This window comes from Streptomyces sp. CB02400 (assembly GCF_001905725.1).
Classification (GTDB): domain Bacteria; phylum Actinomycetota; class Actinomycetes; order Streptomycetales; family Streptomycetaceae; genus Streptomyces; species Streptomyces atrovirens.
This window is the reverse complement of record NZ_LIWB01000002.1, coordinates 131377-152256: the sequence shown is the minus strand read 5'-3', so window position 1 is coordinate 152256 and position 20880 is coordinate 131377. Positions and strand designations below refer to the sequence as shown.

The 20880-nt window shown below is 69.9% G+C and carries 21 protein-coding genes, 1 tRNA gene and 1 riboswitch; of the genes, 6 read left to right on the top strand and 16 right to left on the bottom strand.

The genetic code is table 11. The features are described from left to right. Nucleotides 1-16: 16 nt before the first annotated feature. The 3 genes from AMK33_RS44675 to AMK33_RS05740 all read right to left on the bottom strand — a co-directional run bounded on the left by AMK33_RS44675 (nt 17) and on the right by AMK33_RS05740 (nt 3840). Nucleotides 17-457, bottom strand: coding sequence for a DUF5980 family protein (locus AMK33_RS44675; RefSeq protein ID WP_073931642.1), 441 nt, complete (start codon nt 455-457; stop codon nt 17-19). A 208-nt stretch (nt 458-665) separates the two neighbouring features. After that, nucleotides 666-2141 (bottom strand): MFS transporter, encoded by a 1476-nt coding sequence (locus tag AMK33_RS05745; RefSeq protein WP_073931641.1) that lies wholly within the window; start codon nt 2139-2141, stop codon nt 666-668. Between the two features lie 325 nt (nt 2142-2466). Further along, the gene (locus AMK33_RS05740; protein ID WP_073932049.1) at nt 2467-3840 is read right to left on the bottom strand and encodes a DUF445 domain-containing protein; all 1374 of its coding nucleotides are present in this window, start codon (nt 3838-3840) and stop codon (nt 2467-2469) included. Between the two features lie 220 nt (nt 3841-4060). On the opposite strand from AMK33_RS05740, the gene AMK33_RS05735 reads away from it, so the two are divergent. Beyond that, the gene (locus AMK33_RS05735) at nt 4061-5434 is read left to right on the top strand and encodes an SGNH/GDSL hydrolase family protein (protein WP_073931640.1); all 1374 of its coding nucleotides are present in this window, start codon (nt 4061-4063) and stop codon (nt 5432-5434) included. Nucleotides 5435-5530: 96 nt separating this feature from the next. Here AMK33_RS05735 and AMK33_RS05730 read toward each other — a convergent pair whose 3' ends face one another. From AMK33_RS05730 to AMK33_RS05715, 4 genes are read right to left on the bottom strand one after another with little or no spacing between them, the layout of a single operon-like run. Further along, nucleotides 5531-6313 carry a DUF1707 SHOCT-like domain-containing protein gene (locus AMK33_RS05730; protein ID WP_073931639.1) on the bottom strand — a complete coding sequence of 261 codons (783 nt, stop codon included), beginning with the start codon at nt 6311-6313 and terminating at the stop codon, nt 5531-5533. 33 nt (nt 6314-6346) lie between these two features. Then, complete coding sequence (locus AMK33_RS05725) at nt 6347-7324, bottom strand: ABC transporter ATP-binding protein (protein ID WP_073931638.1); 978 nt, start codon at nt 7322-7324, stop codon at nt 6347-6349. A gap of 6 nt (nt 7325-7330) precedes the next feature. Continuing rightward, the gene (locus AMK33_RS05720; RefSeq protein WP_073931637.1) at nt 7331-8152 is read right to left on the bottom strand and encodes an ABC transporter permease; all 822 of its coding nucleotides are present in this window, start codon (nt 8150-8152) and stop codon (nt 7331-7333) included. Then, nucleotides 8145-8945: an ABC transporter permease gene (locus tag AMK33_RS05715; RefSeq protein WP_073931636.1), complete on the bottom strand. Its 801-nt coding sequence runs from the start codon at nt 8943-8945 to the stop codon at nt 8145-8147. The genes AMK33_RS05720 and AMK33_RS05715 overlap by 8 nt, the downstream gene beginning before the upstream one ends. A 223-nt stretch (nt 8946-9168) precedes the next feature. Between AMK33_RS05715 and AMK33_RS05710 the strand changes: the two genes are divergently transcribed. Further along, nucleotides 9169-11517: a transglycosylase domain-containing protein gene (locus tag AMK33_RS05710; protein WP_073932048.1), complete on the top strand. Its 2349-nt coding sequence runs from the start codon at nt 9169-9171 to the stop codon at nt 11515-11517. Nucleotides 11518-11533: 16 nt separating this feature from the next. Here the strand turns inward: AMK33_RS05710 and AMK33_RS05705 are convergent, their stop codons facing one another. From AMK33_RS05705 to AMK33_RS05695, 3 genes are all read right to left on the bottom strand, one after another. Beyond that, entirely contained in the window at nt 11534-11854 is a 321-nt protein-coding gene (locus AMK33_RS05705) for a DMT family transporter (protein WP_030825380.1), read from the bottom strand. A gap of 33 nt (nt 11855-11887) precedes the next feature. Then, nucleotides 11888-11949: riboswitch (guanidine-III (ykkC-III) riboswitch) on the bottom strand. A 66-nt stretch (nt 11950-12015) separates the two neighbouring features. Next, complete coding sequence (locus AMK33_RS05700) at nt 12016-12372, bottom strand: GroES family chaperonin (RefSeq protein WP_004930971.1); 357 nt, start codon at nt 12370-12372, stop codon at nt 12016-12018. A 52-nt stretch (nt 12373-12424) separates the two neighbouring features. Further along, nucleotides 12425-12754 (bottom strand): DUF3618 domain-containing protein, encoded by a 330-nt coding sequence (locus AMK33_RS05695; protein WP_073932047.1) that lies wholly within the window; start codon nt 12752-12754, stop codon nt 12425-12427. A gap of 147 nt (nt 12755-12901) precedes the next feature. Between AMK33_RS05695 and bcp the strand changes: the two genes are divergently transcribed. Both bcp and AMK33_RS05685 read left to right on the top strand, forming a co-directional pair. Then, nucleotides 12902-13369, top strand: coding sequence for a thioredoxin-dependent thiol peroxidase (gene bcp, locus AMK33_RS05690; protein WP_073931635.1), 468 nt, complete (start codon nt 12902-12904; stop codon nt 13367-13369). Nucleotides 13370-13408: 39 nt separating this feature from the next. Continuing rightward, nucleotides 13409-13495: transfer RNA gene (locus AMK33_RS05685), tRNA-Leu, on the top strand. A gap of 4 nt (nt 13496-13499) precedes the next feature. Here AMK33_RS05685 and rdgB read toward each other — a convergent pair. The 4 genes from rdgB to AMK33_RS05665 all read right to left on the bottom strand — a co-directional run bounded on the left by rdgB (nt 13500) and on the right by AMK33_RS05665 (nt 15725). After that, nucleotides 13500-14102 carry an RdgB/HAM1 family non-canonical purine NTP pyrophosphatase gene (gene rdgB / locus AMK33_RS05680; RefSeq protein WP_073931634.1) on the bottom strand — a complete coding sequence of 201 codons (603 nt, stop codon included), beginning with the start codon at nt 14100-14102 and terminating at the stop codon, nt 13500-13502. 33 nt (nt 14103-14135) lie between these two features. Beyond that, complete coding sequence (locus AMK33_RS05675) at nt 14136-14534, bottom strand: hypothetical protein (RefSeq protein WP_073931633.1); 399 nt, start codon at nt 14532-14534, stop codon at nt 14136-14138. Between the two features lie 144 nt (nt 14535-14678). Then, complete coding sequence (rph, locus tag AMK33_RS05670; protein WP_073931632.1) at nt 14679-15416, bottom strand: ribonuclease PH; 738 nt, start codon at nt 15414-15416, stop codon at nt 14679-14681. A 75-nt stretch (nt 15417-15491) separates the two neighbouring features. Continuing rightward, a complete protein-coding gene (locus AMK33_RS05665) occupies nt 15492-15725 on the bottom strand; it encodes a glucose PTS transporter subunit EIIB (protein ID WP_030868674.1) in 234 nt (77 codons plus the stop codon). Nucleotides 15726-15910: 185 nt separating this feature from the next. Between AMK33_RS05665 and AMK33_RS05660 the strand changes: the two genes are divergently transcribed. Together AMK33_RS05660 and AMK33_RS05655 are read left to right on the top strand one after the other, a co-directional pair. Beyond that, nucleotides 15911-17224 (top strand): PTS transporter subunit EIIC, encoded by a 1314-nt coding sequence (locus tag AMK33_RS05660; RefSeq protein ID WP_073931631.1) that lies wholly within the window; start codon nt 15911-15913, stop codon nt 17222-17224. A 211-nt stretch (nt 17225-17435) separates the two neighbouring features. Next, nucleotides 17436-18686 carry a PTS transporter subunit EIIC gene (locus tag AMK33_RS05655; RefSeq protein WP_073931630.1) on the top strand — a complete coding sequence of 417 codons (1251 nt, stop codon included), beginning with the start codon at nt 17436-17438 and terminating at the stop codon, nt 18684-18686. A 73-nt stretch (nt 18687-18759) separates the two neighbouring features. On the opposite strand, the gene AMK33_RS05650 is transcribed toward AMK33_RS05655, so the two are convergent. After that, nucleotides 18760-19512, bottom strand: a complete 753-nt coding sequence (locus AMK33_RS05650) for an MBL fold metallo-hydrolase (RefSeq protein WP_073931629.1) — start codon at nt 19510-19512, stop codon at nt 18760-18762. Between the two features lie 411 nt (nt 19513-19923). Beyond that, the gene (locus AMK33_RS05640) at nt 19924-20874 is read right to left on the bottom strand and encodes a PLP-dependent cysteine synthase family protein (RefSeq protein ID WP_073931627.1); all 951 of its coding nucleotides are present in this window, start codon (nt 20872-20874) and stop codon (nt 19924-19926) included. Between the last annotated feature and the right edge of the window lie 6 nt (nt 20875-20880).

The following is a 20880-nucleotide window of genomic DNA, read 5'->3' as shown; positions in this document are numbered from 1 at the left end:
GATCGTTCCACGGGACCTACCGGCAGTACTCGTCCTGGTAGACGATCTTCAGTTGGTCGGTCTCGGTCCGCTCGCCGTCAGTGGCGTAGATCTCGGCGGTGTACTCACCGACCGGCGCCAGCCCCAAGGAGAAGAAGACGTAGCCGTTGACGGGCAGGCTGCCGTCAGCGGGGTCACGTTCGTTCGTGCCCGGGGGAATGATCTGGCGGCCCAGGTTGGCGGAGGACTTGCCCGGCAGGTTTCGGATGCCGGTCGTGATGGGTTTCGACCAGCTTCCGGACACCGGGGACAAGGCGTATGTCCATGAGAACCCACCGCGGACACACCGCACCTGCCCCTCGGCTTCCAGCGTCCATGTCGAGGTCGAGGCGGACGCCGGGGACGCGCCGAGGAGAGAGAACGTAAGGGCCGAGGACAGGCCGAGGAGTAATCCGGCCCCGCGACGGCTTGTTTTCATCGGTACCTCCTGATCGAGGGCGTGGGGACGCATGAGGCGGTACGACGTTCCGGCCGGCCCGGTTCGCTGAAAGGGCCGGCCGCCGTCAGCGAGTGTCACTCGCGCAACACCCCTCGAACAAGGGAGTAGTTGTACATTCAAGGACCTGTGGCCTGATGTCGCCGTCCGGTGTCCGACAAGGGTCACCGCCACGGCCCCGGCGACTCGGTCACTTCCCCGCCGTCTCCGCCTTCGTCACCGACAGCGGGGCCGCGATGTCCTCCAGGGAGCGGCGTTCCGCCTTCACCGCGAGGAACGCGGCGACCAGGCCCGCCGCGCACATCAGGCCGGCGCCGATCTGGAAGGCGAGGACCGTGTCGCCGACCACACCCGTTTCCGTGAGCTTCGCGAACAGCAGGGGGCCGCTGATGCCGCCCGCGGCGGTGCCGATGGCGTAGAAGAAGGCGATGGACATGGCCCGGGTCTCCATCGGGAAGACCTCGGAGACCGTGAGGTAGGCGCTGGACGCGCCGGCGGAAGCGAAGAACAGGACCGCGCACCAGCAGGCCGTCATCGTGGTGGCGTCGAGCGAGCCGCGGTCGAACAGCCAGGCCGTGCCGAAGAGGAGCAGGCCCGAGAGCAGGTACGTGCCGGAGATCATCACCCGGCGGCCGACCGTGTCGAAGAGCTTGCCGAGCAGCAGCGGGCCCAGGAAGTTGCCGGCCGCGATGACGGCGAAGTAGTAGCCGGTGTCGCCGGACGGGACGTCGAAGAACGTGGTCAGGATCGCGCCGAAGCCGAAGGTGATGGCGTTGTAGAGGAACGCCTGGCCGATGAAGAGGGAGAAGCCCAGGGCCGAGCGCCTGCGGTACCTGGCGAAGACGGTGCGGGCGATCTCGGCGAACGTGACGTTCCCGCGCTGGTGGATCGTCAGTTCGCCCTCCGCGCGGGGCAGCGGCTCGTTCCGCTCGGCCTCGACCCGTTGTTCGATGTCGCCGACGATGCGTTCCGCCTCCTCGTCACGGCCGTGGATCAGCAGCCAGCGGGGGCTCTCGGGGACGTGACGGCGTACGAGGAGGATGACCAGGGCGAGTACGGCGCCGAGGGCGAAGGTCAGGCGCCAGCCGATGTCGGCCGGGAAGACGTCGGTGTTCAGGGCCAGGATCGACAGCAGGGAGCCGCCTACCGCGCCCAGCCAGAAGCTGCCGTTGATCATCAGGTCGACGCGGCCCCGGTACCGCGCCGGGATCAGCTCGTCGATCGCGGAGTTGATGGCCGCGTACTCGCCGCCGATGCCGAAGCCGGTGAGGAAGCGGAAGAGGAAGAACCACCAGGTGTCGAAGGCGATCGCGGTGAGGGCGGTGGCGCCGAGGTAGACCGCGAGGGTGATCATGAAGAGTTTCTTGCGGCCCCAGATGTCGGTCAGGCGGCCCCAGAAGAGAGCGCCCGAGCAGGCGCCGGCGACGTAGAGGGCGGCGGCGACGCCGGTGACCTCGCCTGAGGTGATGGGCAGTCCGCTGCCCGGTTCGGACAGGCGGCTCGCGATGTTGCCGACGACCGTGACCTCCAGGCCGTCGAGGATCCACACGGTGCCGAGACCGATGACGACGGACCAGTGCCAGCGGGACCACGGGAGGCGGTCCAGGCGGGCGGGGATGGTGGTGGTGATGGTGCGTCGTCCGGTCCCGGGCTGCGCGGTTGTCATGGGCTCCCTCCCTGGCGAAGCGAACCCCCGTCGGATGCCCCCGGGCGGGCGTTTTCACGCCCGCCCGCTTTCTGACGCCGGGGAGTGCGGTGGGCCCCGCCGGCCTCTGGGCTTGCGGGGCGTGGTGCTCCGGCGGGTGCGTCGTGGCTGTTCGCGCCCGCGCGGCGGAGCCGCACGTCGATACAGCCCCGCACCCCTGGGGAGTTGTGGTCGCCGTCGGCCGGAAACACCAGGGGCCCCAGGGGGAGACCACGGCAGGGCCACCCCCTGAGGGGCGCGGGGAACTGCGCGAACAACCACGCCACACCCGCGGGAGCCCGGCGCGCTACGCCCCCAGGACCCGTGACACCGTGTAGATCAGCAGACCGGCGAGCGAGCCGACCACCGTGCCGTTGATGCGGATGAACTGGAGGTCACGGCCGATGTTGGCCTCGATCTTCTTCGTGGTGTGCTCGGCGTCCCAGCTCGCCACCGTGTCCGTGATCAGGGAGGTGATCTCCTTGCGGTAGGTGGTGACCACGTACACCGCCGCGCTCTCCAGCCAGCCGTCGACCTTGCCCTGCACCTTGGGGTCGAGCGACATGCGGGCGCCCAGCGAGAGCAGCGAGGCGCGCACGCGCAGGCGCAGTTCGCTGCGCTCGTCCTCCGCCGCCGAGACGATCATGGATCGTACGGCCGTCCACGCGGAGGCGATCAGGTCCTGCACCTCGCCCCGGCCGAGGATCTCGCTCTTGAGGCGTTCGACGCGGGCGCGGGTGTCGGTGTCGGACTGGAGGTCGGAGGCGAAGTCGGTGAGGAAGCGGTCCAGGGCGCCGCGCGCGGGGTGGGACGGCATGTCGCGCATCTCGGTGATGAAGCGCAGCAGTTCCTTGTAGACGCGCTCGCCGACCTTGCGGTCGACGAATCTGGGGGTCCAGCCGGGCGCGCCGCCGTGGACGGCGTCCATCACGGTGTCGCTGTGCAGCACCAGCCAGTCGTGCGCACGGGTGACGATGACGTCCACGGCCCGTTTGTGGCCGCCGTCGGCGACGATCCGCTCCAGCATCTTGCCCATGCCGGGCGCGATCTCCTGGGCGTCCGCGCGGCGGGTGATGGCCTCGCCGACCACCGCCTGGACGTCGGAGTCGCGCAGCACGGTCAGCGCTCCGCGCAGGGCGGCCGAGAGCTCGGCGGTGACCCGGTCGGCGTGCTCCGGGACGGCGAGCCAGGCGCCGAGCCGGCTGCCGATGCCGACGGCGCGCAGACGCTGCCGTACGACGTCCTCGGAGAGGAAGTTCTCGCCGACGAACTCGCCGAGGGAGACGCCGAGCTGGTCCTTCTTGGTGGGGATGATCGCGGTGTGCGGGATGCGCAGGCCGAGGGGGTGACGGAAGAGGGCGGTGACGGCGAACCAGTCGGCGAGCGCGCCGACCATGCCGGCCTCGGCCGCGGCGGCGACATAGCCCGCCCAGGCGCCGGCTCCCTGGTGGGAGGCCCATTCGGTGAGGACGTAGACGACGGTGACGAACAGCAGCAGTCCGGTGGCGGTGAGCTTCATCCGGCGCACCCCGCGCCGCTTCTCCTCGTCCGCGGGGCTGAACGTGTTCATCGCGCGGTTGGTGAAGGCTCCGGTGCGGGCATGCTGCCCTTCGGCGTCCCGGCCGCCGCTTTCCGCCGTTTCCGCCACTTTCGCTTCTTCTGTCGTTTCGGTCCGTTCCATCCGCTCCACCCGTTCGGTGATCCCTCACACATTGTCCCTTCCTGACCGACTCCTGGAACGTGACAGGAGTTCCCGGCGTCTGTCCGGAGGGGGTTTGTCCAGGGGGATCACCTAAGGGTTCCTCAGCGGCCCCTCGCGTCGGTCTTCCCTGCCCGTGGATCATCATGGGTTCATCAGATCGGAGCCTCCCGCTCCCGTCTTCCGAGGAGAACAGAGCAGCATGACCCGGGGTCGTGACGGGGGCGCGCAGGCGCCTCCCGCCAAGCAGCGTGCCCTGCTCGCCGCGGTCCTCGCCGCGATCCTGGCGGTTTCCGCCGCCATCTACGTCGGTGCCGGCGTCGGAGTCGGCGACGGTGCGCGGGAGCGGGGCACCGTGGCCGGTGGTCGTGACGCCCGGAACAACCCGGCCGCGCCCGCCTCCGCCGGCACCTGGGTCTCCTCCTGGGCCACCTCCCCGGTCGGGGGCGAGCCCGGCACCGAGACGACGGGGCTCGCGGGCCGCTCGGTGCGCAACGTCGTCCACACCAGCGCCGGCGGTACGAGCGCCCGCGTCACGCTGTCCAACCTGTACGGCCAGTCGGCGCTGACCGTCACGCACGCCTCGATCGCGGTGTCCGCGGACCCGGACACGGCGGCGGCGCTCGCGGAGACCATGCGGCCGCTGACCTTCGCCGGGAGCCCGGCGGTCGTCATCCCGGCGGGCGGGCAGGTGATGAGCGACGTCGTGCGCATCGCCGTCCCGCACGACGGGGACGTCCTGGTCACGACGTACTCCCCCACCGCGTCCGGGCCGGTCACCCATCACCCGCACGCGCGCCAGATCTCGTACGTCGCCGACGGCGAGCACACCCGGGACGCGACCGGGGCCGCGTACACCGGGCGGAGCACGTTCTGGCGGTACGTGACCGCTCTGGACGCGCTGAGCGACGAGGCGGACGGGACGGTCGTCGTTCTCGGTGACTCGCTGACGGACGGTGTCACCTCGACGACCGGGGCGAACAACCGGTGGCCGGATGTGCTGTCCGACCGGCTGTGGTCGGCTGTCGCCGACGGGCGGGACGTGCCGCGGTACAGCGTCGTCAACGAGGGGATCAGCGGGAACCAGGTGCTCGCCGACGGGCTGGGGCGGCCCGCGGAGAACGCCAGTGGGCTGAACCGGTTCGAGCGGGACGTGCTGGGGCGGACGAACGTCGAGGTCGTCGTCGTCGTGCTCGGGGTCAACGACATTCTGCGTCATCCGGGGACCGCCGATCCGGACGCGATCGTCGCAGGGCTGAACGCGCTGGTCGAGCGGGCTCATGCGCGGGGGGTGAAGGTCGTGGGGGCGACGCTCATGCCGTTCCGTGGGCACCGGGGGTACACCGACGCGCGGGAGGACGTGCGGCAGGTGATCAATGCGGAGATCCGGGCGGGGCGGGTGTTCGACGCGGTCGTCGACTTCGACGAGGCGCTTCGTGATCCGTATGATCCGCGTCGATTCCGCTCGGAGTACGACTCCGGGGATCATCTTCATCCGAGTGACAGGGGGTACACCCGGATGGCGGAGGCGTTCGATCTGGATGATCTGAAGGGTGGGGCTCCGGCGCGGTTGTAGGGGGTCCGCGGGGGTTTTCCGCCCCCGCCTCCCCTTCCCGTCCCGAACCTGGGGCTCCGCCCCGGACCCCGCTCCTCAAACGCCGGAGGGGCTGATTCAGCGGTCGTCGCGTCTGCGTGGCTCGTGTGCCCCCTGGCGGGCGTCGGGGTGCAGGTTCAGGTGGTCCTGGAGGGAGCCCTCCAGTTCTCGGCGGCGTTCCTGTTTGCGTTCCAGTTTTTCCCTGCGGCGCTCCTCGCGCAGGCGCTGCTTCTCCGCGCGGGGGAGTTTGCGGTCGACGCCCACGCCGCCCCAGAAGGCGAAGCCCGTGACGATCACGCGCGGGGCGCCCGGCTCGCCGGGGACGCCCTCCTCGCGGTGGTCGAAGCCGCCCATGACTCCGATGCCGCGCACGACGACCTCGACGCCGGGCGGGACGATGACCTCCACCCCGCCCATGATCGCGACCGCGTTGATGACGATCTCGCGGTCCGCGAAGTACGCCTCCCGAAGATCGATCTCCCCGCCGCCCCAGAAGGCGAAGCAGTTGAAGCGGCGCGGCGCCGTCCAGCGGCCCCTGCGCTGGAAGCCCGACATCACGGCCACGGCCCACGACGACGTGCCCGCGTCGTCGCCGCCGACGATCCGGTCCCCCCAAGTGCCGCTCCGCTCCGGCTGCTTGGTGAGGGACACGGCCGGGGCGGGCGTTCCCTGGTCCGGCAGGTCGCGGGTGATCGGCGTCAGGTCGCCGTACGTGCGCGCCTTGTACGTCGCGTCCAGCCGCTCCTCGAACTCCTCCATGTCGAGGCGGCCCTCCGCGAGGGCGTCCCGCAGGATCTCGGCGACCCGTTCACGGTCGGCGTCGGAGGCGCGGAGGTCCGGGGCGGCTGCGTCGTCGGTCATACCAGCAGCCTACGAGTTGTCTCCGCCACACGGCTACGAGAGGGCCCGTCCGGCCCGCTCCTCGTACATTCTGGCGATCACCGCCTCGATGTCCGGTTCCCGTACCGACAGGTCCACCAGCGGGTACCGCGCCGCGATCCGCGCCACCAGCTCGGCCGCCGACGCCGACGCCGGGAACGCCAGCCACTGCCGGGGCCCCTCCACCCGTACCACCCGCGCGGGCGGCGGCGCCTCGATCGGCGGAAGCTCCCGCTCCAGGTCCACCACCAGCGTCCGCTCGCTCTCCCCCGCCTCGTGCAGCCCGGTGAGCGGACCGTCGTACACCAACCGGCCGTGGTCGATGACCATCACCCGTGAGCACAACTGCTCGATGTCCTGGAGGTCGTGGGTGGTCAGCAGCACCGTCGTGGACCGTTCGGTGTTCAACTGCCGCAGGAAGTCCCGCACCTTGGTCTTGGAGACGACGTCCAGGCCGATCGTCGGCTCGTCGAGGTAGAGCACCTCCGGGTCGTGCAGCAGCGCCGCCGCGATGTCCCCGCGCATCCGCTGGCCGAGCGAGAGCTGACGCACCGGCACGTCCAACAGCTCGCCCAGGTCGAGGAGTTCGGTCAGCCGGTCGAGGTTCTCCCGGTACCGGGCGTCCGGGATGCGGTACATGCGGTGCATCAGCTTGTACGAGTCGATCAGCGGGAGGTCCCACCACAGCGTCGTACGCTGCCCGAACACCACCCCGATGCGGTGCGCCAGCCGCGTCCGCTCACGGGAGGGGTCGATCCCGGCGACCCGCAGCCGGCCGCCGCTCGGTGTGAGGATCCCCGTCAGCATCTTGATCGTCGTCGACTTCCCGGCGCCGTTGGGGCCGATGTAGCCGACCATCTCGCCCCGCGCCACCGTGAAGGAGATCGAGTCGACCGCCCGCACCTGATGCCGCTCCCGCTTCAGGAAGCCGGTCTTCTTGCGGACGTCGAAGACCTTCTCCACGCCGTCGAGTTCGATGAAAGCGTCATCCATCGTCTGCTAACTCCCCGTGCTCCGGTACGACCTGAGACCCGTCCGCCACGCCAGACCCGCCAGCGCGCAGCAGCCCACCGCCACCAGCGGCGACGCGAAGGCCGCCCAGCCGGGCAGACCGATGGGGTACGGACGGTCCAACACGTAGGCGGCCGGGACCCAGTTGACGAAGGCGAGCGGCAGCATGAACGTCACCCCGCGCACCAGGTCCTTCCCGAACACGCTCGGCGGATACTGCAGCAGCGTGGTCCCGCCGTACGTGAACGCGTTCTGCACCTCGGCGGCGTCCTGCGCGAAGATCTGGAACGCCGCGCCCGCCACGAACACCGCCGAGAAGATCGCCGCGCCGCTGACCACCATCACCGGCACCAGCAGCACCTTCACCGCACTCCAGTCGACGTCGACCGCGACCAGCGCCCAGCCCAGCACCACCGCGCCCTGCGTGATCCGGCCCAGCCGGCGCACCGCGAAACGGTCCGCGCCGACCTGCGCCAGCACCGGCACCGGACGCACCAGCAGGATGTCGAACGAGCCGTCCCGCATCCGCGCGCCCAGCACGTCCATCGAGCCGAGCAGCAGGTCGGCGATCCCGAACGACGTCACCGACAGCGCGTACAGCAGGGCGATCTCGGGCAGCGTCCAGCCGCCCAGCGAGTCGACCTGCGAGAACATCAGCAGGATCCCCACGAAGTCCAGGCCCGTCACCAGCAGGTTCCCGAACACCGTGAAGACGAAGGACGCGCGGTAGGTCATCCCGGACCGCACCCACATCCCGGCGATCAACCCGTAGGCCCGCAGCCCCTCCACGACCGCGCTCCGCTCACCCACCCTGCACCACCACCCGCCGCGTCGCCACCGACTGCAGCAGCCGCCCCGCCGCCAGCAGCGCCACCGCCCACGCCGCCTGGAACGCGAACGCCCCCAGCGGGTCCCGCTCCCCCATCAGCACATCCGCCGGAACCTGGATCTGCGCCGCCCACGGCAACACCTGTACGGCGTCACCGAGCCCGTCCGGGAAGGCGTTCAGCGGCAGCACCATGCCCGAGAAGAACACCCCCGTGATCATCAACACCTGGCTGACACCCGTACCGTCCATCAGCCAGAACACGCTCAGCGCCGCCAGATAGCGGATCGCGAAACTCACCACCGCCGCCAGCAGCAGCGTCACCGCGAAGGCCAGCCACGGCGTGATCTCCGTGGGCAGCGCCATCGTGAAGAAAAGCGAACCGAACACGAACGGCACCACGCCCCGTCCCAGCATCTGGAACGCCGCCCGGCCCACGTCACCCGCCAGCCACCACAGCTGCAGATCCACCGGCCGGTACAGGTCGACGGCGATCTCACCGGTACGGATGCGTTCCATCAGGTCCTTCTCGGCGCCCCCGCCCTGGATCGCCAGCGTCGCGTACAGACACTGCCCCAGCCACACGTACGTGACCGCCTGCGCCTGGTCGTACCCGCCGAGACCCGGCCGCTCCTCCCACAGCGCCAGATACGTGTAGACGAGGATCAGCCCGAACACCGTATTGGTGAACACCCCGGCCGCCGTCGCCGCCCGGTACGACGCGTACCGCCGGAAACCCCCCACCGCGACGGCCAGATACAACCGCGCCGAGCCCACGCCCCGCCCTCCTCCCGCATCCGGCACCGAAGCGCAGGAGCCTAGTGCGCCCGCCACATCCCCGGCCACGCATTTTCGTTGGGGCCATGTGTGTGACAAGCCGCGTACGCGCGCCACGCGCGGCGTCGGCGGAGACGCGCCGCCGGATGGGACAGTCTTGAATAAGAGGCACACACCACGGCGTAGTGGAACAAGCCAGGCGAAACAGGAGTCCGTGCACGACATGAGCGACGAGCCGCAGCCGCAGCCGCCCGGGAAGCAGTCCGGGGAGCAGTCCGGGAAGGGCTGGGCACCGAGGAAGTCCCAGGCGGCCGCCGCCACGAAGAGGCCCGAACGCACCGGATGGCGCCGGCTGCTCCCCACCTGGCGGATGGTCCTAGGCGGCTTCCTCATCGCCGCCGCGGTCGTCATCGGCGGCTTCTTCCTCGGCTACCACCTCGTACAGATCCCCGCCGCCAACGCCCTCGCCACCCAGCAGGCCAACGTCTACCTCTACGCCGACGGCTCCGTCATCGCCCGCGACGGCGACGTCAACCGGGAGAACGTCACCCTCTCCCAGATCTCCGAGGACGCCCGGCACGCCGTCCTCGCCGCCGAGGACCGCGACTTCTACACCGAGTCCGCCATCGACCCCCAGGCCATGGTCCGCGCCGCCTGGAACACCGCCACCGGCAAGGGCAGACAGTCCGGCTCCACCATCACCCAGCAGTACGTGAAGAACTACTACCTCCGCCAGGAACAGACCGTCACCCGCAAGGTGAAGGAGTTCTTCATCGCCATCAAACTCGACCGCGAACAGACCAAGGACCAGATCCTCGAGGGCTACCTCAACACCAGTTTCTTCGGCCGCGGCGCCTACGGCATCCAGTCCGCCGCCCACGCCTACTACGGCATCGACGCCTCCGAACTCGACGCCGCACGCGCCGCCTACCTCGCCGCCCTCGTCAACGCCCCCAGCCAGTACGACGTCATCACCCACCCCGAGAACCGCGACACCGTCGAGGACCGCTGGAACTACGTCCTCGACGGCATGGTCGACGAGGGCTGGCTCAGCGCCTCCGAACGCGCCGGCCTGAAGTTCCCCATGCCCCAGCGGACCACCGTCTCCACCAGCCTGTCCGGGCAGCGCGGCTACATCGTGAACATCGTCAAGAACCAGCTCGTCCAGAACGACATCGTCGACGAGGACACCCTCGACACCGGCGGCTACCGCATCACCACCACCCTGCACAAGGACAAGCAGGACGCCTTCGTCGACGCCGTCAACGACAAACTCATGGACCGGCTCGACAAGGAGAACCGCGAGGTCGACACCTACGTCCGCGCCGGCGGCGCCTCCATCGACGTGAAGACCGGCAAGGTCGTCGCCATGTACAACGGCATCGACTACGTCAAGCAGTACACCCCCAACGCCACCCGCCGGGACTTCCAGGTCGGCTCCAGCTTCAAACCGTTCGTGTTCACCGCCGCCGTCGAGAACGGCTCCCGCACCCGCGACGGCCGCCCCATCACCCCCAACACCATCTACGACGGCACCAGCGAACGCCCCGTCCAGGGCTGGCCCGGCGACCGCTACGCCCCCGAGAACGAGGACCACCGCGACTACGGCGACATCACCGTCCGCGAGGCCACCGACAAGTCCGTCAACGCCGTGTACGCGCAGATGGCCGTCGACGTCGGCCCCGACAAGGTCCGGCAGACCGCGATCGACCTCGGCCTGTCCGAGAACACCCCCAGCCTCTCCGACGCCGGGCCCTCCATCGCCCTCGGCGTCGCCACCGCCAGCGTCCTCGACATGGCCGAGGCGTACGCCACCCTCGCCAACCACGGCAAACACGGCGACTACACGATGATCGAGAAGGTCACCCAGAACGGGCAGGACGTCGACCTGCCCGACCGCCGCACCCGCCAGGCCGTCAGCCGCCAGGCCGCCGACACCACCACCTCCGTCCTGCGCGGCGTCGTCGAGAACGGCACCGCCACCGCCGCCCAGACCGCGGGCCGCCCCGCCGCCGGCAAGACCGGCACCGCCGAGGAGGACACCGCCGCCTGGTTCGCCGGCTACACCCCCGACCTCGCCACCGTCGTCGCCGTCATGGGCCAGGACCCCGTCACCGCCGGCCACAAATCCCTCTACGGCGCCATGGGCCTGCCCCGTGTCAACGGCGGCGGCGCCCCCGCCGAGATCTGGGGCCAGTACACCCGCGAAGCCCTCGAGGACGTACCGGTCACGGCCTTCAACCTCCGCCTCCAGCCCGGCGCCTGGAAGACCCAGCCGCCCCCCGGCGACTCCAGCACCGGACCGTCCTCCTCCGGCGACCCGGACGACGACGGCGGCAGCGGCAGCAGCAGCGAGGCACCGGGCGGGACGGAGACGGGAGACGAATCCACCGGCCAGGACGAGGCGGAACCGCCCCAGGGGCAGACCGAGGGCGGCACCACCGGCGGCGAGACGGAGGACGACAGCGGAACGACCACGGACGGCACCGGGGACGGCGACGCCAACGGGGACGACGGCCCCGGCCCGGGCGGCCTGACCGGCGCGCTCATCCAGAACAGCCGATGGGACTGACCGGCCGGCCCGCCGCTCAGTGCCCGGACGTCGCCTTCAGCCCCACCACGGCCACCAACAGCAGACAGATGAAGAAGATCCGCGCGGCCGTCACCGGCTCGCCCAGCACCAGCATGCCCAGCACCGCCGCCCCGGCCGCGCCGATCCCCACCCACACGCCGTACGCCGTACCGATCGGCAGCGTACGAGCGGCGTACGACAGCAGCAACATGCTCGTCACGATCCCGGCGCCGGTGAGCAGACTCGGAACCAGCCGGGTGAAACCGTCGGTGTACTTCATCCCCACCGACCAGCCGACCTCCAGCAGACCGGCGACGACAAGCAGAACCCAGGCCATGACAGGCACCTCCGGGACACGAACGGAAACGGGGGTGCGTCGTCTTTGCCTTCACCCCGGTACGGCGCGTCTCGTCGGGGCCCTCTCGGGTCCCTCCACCCTAGCCCGAAAACGGAAAAAGAGCTGGTGACAACGGTCACCAGCCCCTTCCCACCATCGATCTACAGGTACAGACCGGTCGAATCCTCGGAACCCTCGAAACGGTCCGCGGCCACGGCGTGCAGATCGCGCTCCCGCATCAGCACGTACGCCGTCCCCCGCACCTCGACCTCCGCCCGGTCCTCCGGGTCGTACAGCACCCGGTCGCCCGGCTCCACGGTCCGGACGTTCTGCCCCACCGCGACCACCTCGGCCCAGGCCAGCCGACGGCCCACGGCCGCCGTCGCGGGGATCAGGATGCCGCCCCCGGAACGCCGCTCGCCCTCGCTCGTGTCCTGCCGCACGAGTACGCGGTCGTGCAACATCCGGATGGGCAGCTTGTCGTCCTGGGAACCGTGCTCGTGTCTCTTGGCGCTCACGTCCTGAAACCTACCTGCAATCGCCGCTCGCACCGTCGGGCGGGGTACACGGTCAGCGCCTGCGCCGACGGGATCCGAACGCCATCAGCCCCACGACCCCCACCACCAGCACCGCCACCGGAACGACCCGCTCCAGCCGGGGCGAACCCTCCTCGTCCACGAACTGCGCCTTGACGTCACTCACCACGCCGTTGACCCGGACGTACGCCCGCCCCAGCGTGTGATCGACGTTCGAGACGACCCGGGCCCTGGCGTCCCCCACGATCGTCTTCGGGTGCACCCGCACACCGATCTCGTCCAGGGTCTCGGCCAGCACCGCGCGGCGGCGCCTGATGTCCGCCTCGATCTGCGCCGGGGTTCTGGTGTCCGCCGTGTCCGCCACCGTGCCGCCTCCGAAATCCACTGATACCCGTGTACCTGTGCCGGACAGTCTGTCAGCTCCACGCCGCCACGCACTGTCAGGACCCCCGGTTACCCTCGATCCCGGCACCCGATCCACGCAGCGCGTACGTACGAGGAGACCAGACCGATGAGCGAACGCCTCCAGCCCGGGGACGAGGCCCCCGCCTTCACCCTGCCCGACGCCGACGGCAACGAGGTGTCCCTGGCCGACCACAAGGGCCGCAAGGTCATCGTCTACTTCTACCCGGCGGCCCTCACCCCCGGCTGCACGAAGCAGGCCTGCGACTTCACGGACAACCTGGAGCTGCTGGCCGGCGCGGGCTACGACGTCATCGGCATCAGCCCCGACAAGCCGGAGAAGCTCGCCAAGTTCCGCGAGGCGGAGTCGCTGAAGGTCACCCTCCTCGCCGACCCGGAGAAGCAGGTCCTCGACGCGTACGGCGCCTTCGGCGAGAAGAAGAACTACGGCAGGACCTACATGGGCGTCATCCGCTCCACGATCGTCGTGGACGAGGAGGGCAAGGTCGAACACGCCCTCTACAACGTCCGGGCGACGGGCCACGTGGCCAAGATCATCAAGGATCTGGGCATCTGACCCCGCTGCCCGGCCGCTAGCATGGCCGGGCAGCATCAGGCGGCCGTGGTGGAATTGGCAGTCACGCTGGGTTTAGGTCCCAGTGGGGTAACTCCCGTGAGGGTTCGAGTCCCTCCGGCCGCACCAGTGTTCAGCCGAGCAGTTCCCGCACCACCGGAACCAGTGCCCGGAACGCCTTGCCGCGGTGGCTGATGGCGTTCTTCTCGGCCGCCGTCAGTTCCGCGCAGGTCCTCGTCTCGCCCTCCGGCTGGAGGATCGGGTCGTAGCCGAAGCCGTTCGTGCCTGCCGGGGTGTGGCGGAGGGTGCCCGTCAGGTGGCCCTCGACCACTCGCTCCGTGCCGTCGGGGAGTGCGAGGGCCGCCGCGCAGGCGAAGTGGGCGCCCCGGTGTTCGTCCGCGATGTCGCCCAACTGGGCCAGCAGCAGGTCCAGGTTGGCCTTGTCGTCGCCGTGGCGTCCCGCCCAGCGGGCGGAGAAGATGCCGGGGGCGCCGTTCAGGACGTCCACGCAGAGGCCGGAGTCGTCGGCCACCGCGGGGAGGCCGGTGGCCCGGGCCAGGGCGTGGGCCTTGAGCAGGGCGTTCTCGGCGAAGGTGACGCCGGTTTCCTTGACGTCGGGGATGTCGGGGTAGGCGTCGGCGCCGACGAGGTCGTGGGGCAGGCCCTCGTCGGCGAGGATCGCGCGCAGTTCGGTGATCTTCCCGGCGTTGCGGGTGGCGAGGATCAGGCGGGTCATGGGCCCAGTATCCCTGGGCCCATGCACGGGTTCTTACGGCGTGCAGACCTTGGTGAGTTCGCCGGCCGCGTCGGTGACCGGGCTGATGTCGGGGGTCTCGTCACCGTTCTCGATGGAGGTGCGGACGTTCTGCACGGCCTTCTCGAGGTCCTCGACGGCCTTGCCGACGTCGGCGTTGTCGGTCTTGTCGCCGATCTCGCCGAGGTTCTTGTCTATGGACTCGAGGGATTCCTCGAGCTGGGTGACGTCGTTGCCGGCGTTCTCGACGGCCTGCTGCATGTCGGTGACGCTGTCGGCGATGGCGTCGGCGGTCTGGACGCAGTCCAGTGCCTTGTCGACGGCGTCGCAGCCGGTGGTGAGTCCGGCGGTCAGCGCGACGGCCGCCAGGGTGGCGGCGACGGCTGCGGTGCGGCGTCGGCGGCTCGCGGCCATGGAACGGTCCCTCCCCTTGTCGGGCCGCCCGGCGGCCCTGGTCGTTGGCCGGGCGCCCGGGGTCGATCCGTGCGCCCGTACTCCTTCAGACGCGGCGGCGGCCGGCGCGGTTGCCCGCGTCGGCCGGCTGCCTTGGTGTGTCTTTTACCTTTCGAGGACGGTGTCGAGCGCGGCGCGCTGGGCGGCGGCGAGTTCGGTGCAGCCGGTGACGGCGAGGTCGAGGAGGGCGTTGAGTTCGTCGCGGGCGAAGGGCTCGGCCTCCGCGGTGCCCTGGACCTCGACGAAGCGGCCGTCGCCGGTGCAGACGACGTTCATGTCGGTGTCGGCCTTGACGTCTTCCTCGTAGCGGAGGTCGAGGAGGGGGACTCCGGCGACGATGCCGACGGACACGGCGCTGACGGTGCCGGTGAGGGGCTTGCGTCCGGCCTTGATGAGTTTCCTGCCCTGGGCCCAGGCGACGGCGTCGGCGAGGGCGACGTAGGAGCCGGTGATGGCGGCGGTGCGGGTGCCGCCGTCGGCCTGGAGGACGTCGCAGTCGAGGACGATGGTGTTCTCGCCGAGGGCCTTGTAGTCGATGACGGCGCGCAGGGAGCGGCCGATGAGGCGGCTGATCTCGTGGGTGCGGCCGCCGATGCGGCCGCGGACGGATTCGCGGTCGCCGCGGGTGTTGGTGGCGCGGGGCAGCATCGCGTATTCGGCGGTGACCCAGCCCTCGCCGCTGCCCTTGCGCCAGCGGGGGACGCCCTCGGTGACGGAGGCGGTGCAGAGGACCTTGGTGTCGCCGAAGGAGACGAGGACGGAGCCTTCGGCGTGCTTGCTCCAGCCGCGTTCGATGGTGACCGGGCGGAGTTGTTCGGGGGTGCGGCCGTCGATTCGAGACATGGCGCTGAGCCTAGCCGTACAAGGGAAGGGGCCCCTTCCGCAGGTGCGGTAGGGGCCCGAAGGTGTGGCCGCGGCTCACATCATGTCTTCGATCTCCGCCGCGATGGGGTCGGCGTCGGTGCCGATGACGACCTGGATGGCGCTGCCCATCTTGACGACGCCGTGGGCGCCGGCGGCCTTGAGGGCGGCTTCGTCGACCTTGGCGGGGTCCACGACCTCGGTGCGGAGGCGGGTGATGCAGCCTTCGACCTCTTCGATGTTGTCGATGCCGCCGAGCCCGGCAACGATCTTCTCAGCCTTGGTGGCCATGTTCGTTCTCCCTGATCCGAACCGCTTTGTCGCAGTAACCCACAGTTGGCCCATCTTTGCGAGCGGTCCTGTCGCGGGTGCCGAATGATGGCGTCACGACAGCGGAACCGTCCCTCCGACTGGTCTACACCACCGGGTGGACTGCCGCCAAACCCGCCGTCACCGCTTTCGTCGAGGGGGACCGGATGAGTGCCGAGAGTGCCGCCGGCGCCGGGAGTACGGTCTCTCCCGCGCGTGAACGCTGGAACCGTCTGTTCCAGGGCCTGCAGAAGATGGGGCGGAGTCTGCAGCTGCCGATCGCGGTGCTGCCGGCGGCGGGCATCCTGAACCGGCTGGGGCAGCCGGACGTGTTCGGGGACGAGGGTCTGGGCTGGACGAACGTCTCCAAGGTGATGGTGGGCGCGGGGGGCGCGCTGCTGGACGGTTCGCTGGGGTTGCCGCTGCTGTTCTGTGTGGGTGTGGCCATCGGGATGGCGAAGAAGGCGGACGGGTCGACGGCGCTGGCGGCGGTGGCGGGCTTCCTGGTCTACTTCAACGTGCTGCGGCAGTTCCCGGAGGACTGTCCGGAGGGGTCGGAGGCGGTGCCGCAGGTCGGGTGCCAGTTGACCGACGGGGCGAGGACGGTGACCGCGTTCACGTTCCAGAATCCGGGGGTCTTCGGCGGCATCGTCATGGGGCTGCTGGCGGCCTACTTCTGGCAGCGGTTCCACCGCACCAGGCTGGTGGACTGGCTGGGCTTCTTCAACGGCCGCCGGCTGGTGCCGATCATCATGGCGTTCGTGGCGATCCTGTTCGCGGCGCTGTGCCTGTGGATCTGGCCGCCGATCGGCGGCGCGCTGGAGAGCTTCAGCGACTGGCTCAGCGATCTGGGCGCGTGGGGCGCGGGCGTGTTCGGCATCGCCAACCGGGCGCTGCTGGTGATCGGGCTGCACCAGTTCCTGAACGTGCCGATGTGGTTCCAGTTCGGCAGTTACACCAAGCCGGACGGCACGGTGGTGCACGGCGACATCAACATGTTCCTGGCGGGCGACCCGACCGCGGGCCAGTTCACCACCGGTTTCTTCCCGATCATGATGTTCGCCCTGCCGGCCGCCGCGCTGGCGATCACGCACTGCGCGAAGCCGCACCGCCGCAAGGAGGTGGGCGGTCTGATGCTGTCGGTGGGGCTGACGTCGTTCGTGACCGGCATCACCGAGCCGCTGGAGTACTCCTTCCTCTTCATCGCGCCGGTGCTGTACGCGATCCACGCGGTGCTGACGGGTGTGTCGATGGCGGTGACGTGGGGGCTGGGGGTGAAGGACGGGTTCAGCTTCTCGGCCGGGCTCATCGACTACGTCATCAACTGGAACCTGGCGACCCGGCCGTGGGCGATCATTCCGATCGGGCTGTGCTTCGCGGCGGTGTACTACGTGATCTTCCGGTTCGCGATCACGAAGTTCGACCTGAAGACTCCGGGGCGGGAGCCGGAGGAGGAGGTGGAGGACGCCACCAAGGCGTGATTGCTTAGGCTGGAGGCGGCTGTTCGAGCCCTCGGACCTCGTGGTCCGGGGGCTCTTCGGCGTGCCTGGAGGCGGTTCCGCTTGCCGCTCCGGACGGGCACGGTGGGTAGCCCGGCGGTAGCAGGATTCGCGGGTTCCTTACGCGGCCTTCATCGTGCTACAACAGGTCTACACCACTGAGTGGTGTAGACCATCACCCGATGGAGGACTTATGAGCACCGCCACCGCAACGGCGGCCCCCGCAAAGAAGCGGGGATCAGGCCTGTTCCAGGGCTTGCAGAAGGTCGGACGCAGCCTTCAGCTCCCGATCGCCGTACTGCCGGCGGCCGGTCTCATGGTTCGGCTCGGACAGCCGGACGTCTTCGGGGCCGACGGCCTCGGCTGGGACAAGGTCGCCGCCGTCTTCGCGAACGCGGGCGGCGCCATCACCGGCAACCTGCCGATGCTCTTCTGCATCGGCGTCGCCATCGGCTTCGCCAAGAAGGCGGACGGTTCCACGGCGCTGGCCGCGCTCGTGGGCTTCCTGGTCTACAGCAAGGTCCTCGAGGCCTTCCCGGTCACCGAGGCCAAGATCCAGGACGGCGCGGACATAGCCGCGACCTACAACAACCCCGGTGTCCTCGGCGGCATCATCATGGGTCTGCTGTCGGCGGTCCTCTGGCAGCGGTACCACCGCAAGAAGCTGGTGGACTGGCTCGGCTTCTTCAACGGCCGCCGTCTCGTGCCGATCATCATGGCCTTCGTCGGCGTCTTCGTCGGCGTCTTCTTCGGCCTGGTCTGGGAGCCCATCGGTGAGGGCATCAGCTCCTTCGGCGAGTGGATGACCGGCCTGGGTGCGTTCGGTGCCGGCCTCTTCGGTGCCATCAACCGCGCGCTCATCCCGATCGGCATGCACCAGTTCGTGAACACCGTGGCGTGGTTCCAGCTCGGTGACTTCACCAACGCCGCCGGCGAGGTCGTCCACGGCGACTACGGCCGTTTCCTGGCCGGTGACCCGTCCGCCGGTATGTTCATGTCCGGCTTCTTCCCGATCATGATGTTCGGTCTGCCCGCCGCCGCGCTCGCCATAGCGCACACCGCTCGTCCCGAGCGCCGCAAGGCCGTGCTGGGCATGATGACGTCGCTGGCCCTCACCTCCTTCGTCACCGGTGTGACCGAGCCGATCGAGTTCTCGTTCATGTTCATCGCGCCGCTCCTGTACGTGATCCACGCGGTGCTCACCGCGGTGTCCCTCGCAGTGACGTGGGCTCTGGGCGTGCATGCGGGCTTCAACTTCTCCGCCGGTCTGATCGACTACGCGCTCTACTGGAAGCTGGACACCAAGCCATGGCTGATCATCCCGATCGGTCTGGTGTTCGCGGCGATCTACTACGTGCTCTTCCGCTTCGCCATCGTCAAGTTCAACCTTCCGACCCCGGGCCGTGAGCCCGAGGAGGAGCTCGAGGACGCCACGAAGGCGTGAGCCGTTCTCGTACGACATGACACCGGGGCCCCCGGAAGCCGTCACGGCTTCCGGGGGCCCCGGTCGTTGCGCGTCAGATCTCGTACGTCGCCCCGGGTGCCGCCAGCCCCACCGGGCCGTCGTACGCCTCGCGGGCGTCGGTGAGGTTGGCCTGCGGGTCGGTCCACGGGGGGATGTGGGTGAGGATCAGGCGGCGGGCGCCCGCGCGGGCCGCCGTCTCACCCGCCTCGCGGCCGTTGAGGTGCAGGTCGGGGATGTTCTCCTTGCCGTGCGTGAAGGCGGCCTCGCACAGGAAGAGGTCGGCGTCGCGGGCGAGGTCGTCGAGCGCGGGGCTGACGCCCGTGTCGCCGGAGTACGTCAGTGTCCTGCCGCCGTGCTCGATGCGGATGCCGTACGCCTCGACCGGGTGCGCGACGCGCTCGGTGTGGACGAGGAACGGGCCGATCTCGAAGGTGGACGGCTTGACCGTGTGGAAGTCGAAGACCTCGCTCATGGAGGAGGCCGAGGGGGTGTCGGCGTAGGCGGTGGTGAGCCGGTGCTCGGTGCCCTCGGGGCCGTAGACCGGCAGGGGGGCGCAGCGGCCGCCGTCGTGCCGGTAGTAGCGCGCCACGAAGTAGGCGCACATGTCGATGCAGTGGTCGGCGTGCAGGTGGCTGAGGAAGATCGCGTCGAGGTCGTAGAGACCGCAGTGGCGCTGCAGCTCGCCCAGGGCGCCGTTGCCCATGTCGAGGAGCAGCCGGAAGCCGTCGGCCTCGACGAGGTAGCTCGAGCAGGCCGATTCCGCGGACGGGAACGACCCCGAGCAGCCGACGACGGTGAGCTTCATGAAGCAGAAACCTCCGCTGGCGGGTGTGGAGAGACGGGGGTCGTGCGGTTTGTCGAGCGTAAGGCGCAAAACCTGTGGTCGCTCCTCCGCCAGGGGCCGTTGTGGGCGAACTCACCTGTGCTGTCACCGGTTCGGCTGGATGCGGCGCACGGCGGGGTGGGAGGGGCGCGGGACGGGGACTCGCGCCGGTACGGTCGGGGCATGCACACGGCCTGGTGGCTCGCGCTCGCCGCGGTGGTACTGCTCGCGCTCGTCTCCGCGCTCGTCGACGGGTGGGGTCGGGGGCACCGGCCACGGAGACGGCGGGGGTCCGGGTGGGAGTCCGGGCGGGGCGGTGGTCGGGGTGACTCCGAGAACACGTGAAGGGCCGGAGACGATGCTGCTCTCCGGCCCCCTGTCACACGTGTGGTGTCACGCCCAGAGCTGGCCCTGGAGGGTGTCGATGGCCTCTTCGGTCGTCGTGGCGGTGTAGACGCCGGTCGACAGGTACTTCCAGCCGCCGTCGGCGACGACGAAGACGACGTCGGCGCTCTCGCCGGCCTTGAGCGCCTTGTTCGCGACGCCGATCGCCGCGTGCAGGGCGGCGCCGGTGGAGACGCCGGCGAAGATGCCCTCCTGCTGGAGGAGTTCGCGGGTGCGGGTGACGGCGTCGGCGGAGCCGACGGAGAAGCGGGTGGTCAGCACGGAGGCGTCGTACAGCTCGGGGACGAAGCCCTCGTCGAGGTTGCGCAGGCCGTAGACGAGGTCGTCGTAGCGCGGTTCGGCGGCGACGATCCTGACGTCGGGCTTGTGCTCGCGCAGGTAGCGGCCGACGCCCATGAGGGTGCCGGTGGTGCCGAGGCCGGCCACGAAGTGGGTGACGGAGGGCAGGTCGGCGAGGATCTCGGGGCCGGTGGTCGCGTAGTGGGCGCCGGCGTTGTCCGGGTTGCCGTACTGGTAGAGCATCACCCAGTCGGGGTGTTCGGCGGAGAGTTCCTTGGCGACGCGCACGGCGGTGTTGGAGCCGCCGGCGGCCGGGGAGGAGATGATCTCCGCGCCCCACATGCCGAGCAGGTCACGGCGTTCCTGCGAGGTGTTCTCGGGCATCACGCAGACCATGCGGTAGCCCTTGAGCTTGGCGGCCATGGCCAGCGAGATGCCGGTGTTGCCGCTGGTCGGCTCGAGGATGGTGCAGCCGGGGGTGAGGCGGCCGTCCTTCTCCGCCTGCTCGATCATGAACAGGGCGGGGCGGTCCTTCACCGAGCCGGTGGGGTTGCGGTCCTCCAGCTTCGCCCAGATCCGGACGTCGGCGGACGGCGAGAGCCGCGGCAGGCGCACCAGGGGGGTGTTGCCCACCGCGGCCAGCGGGGAGTCGTAACGCATCGCCGA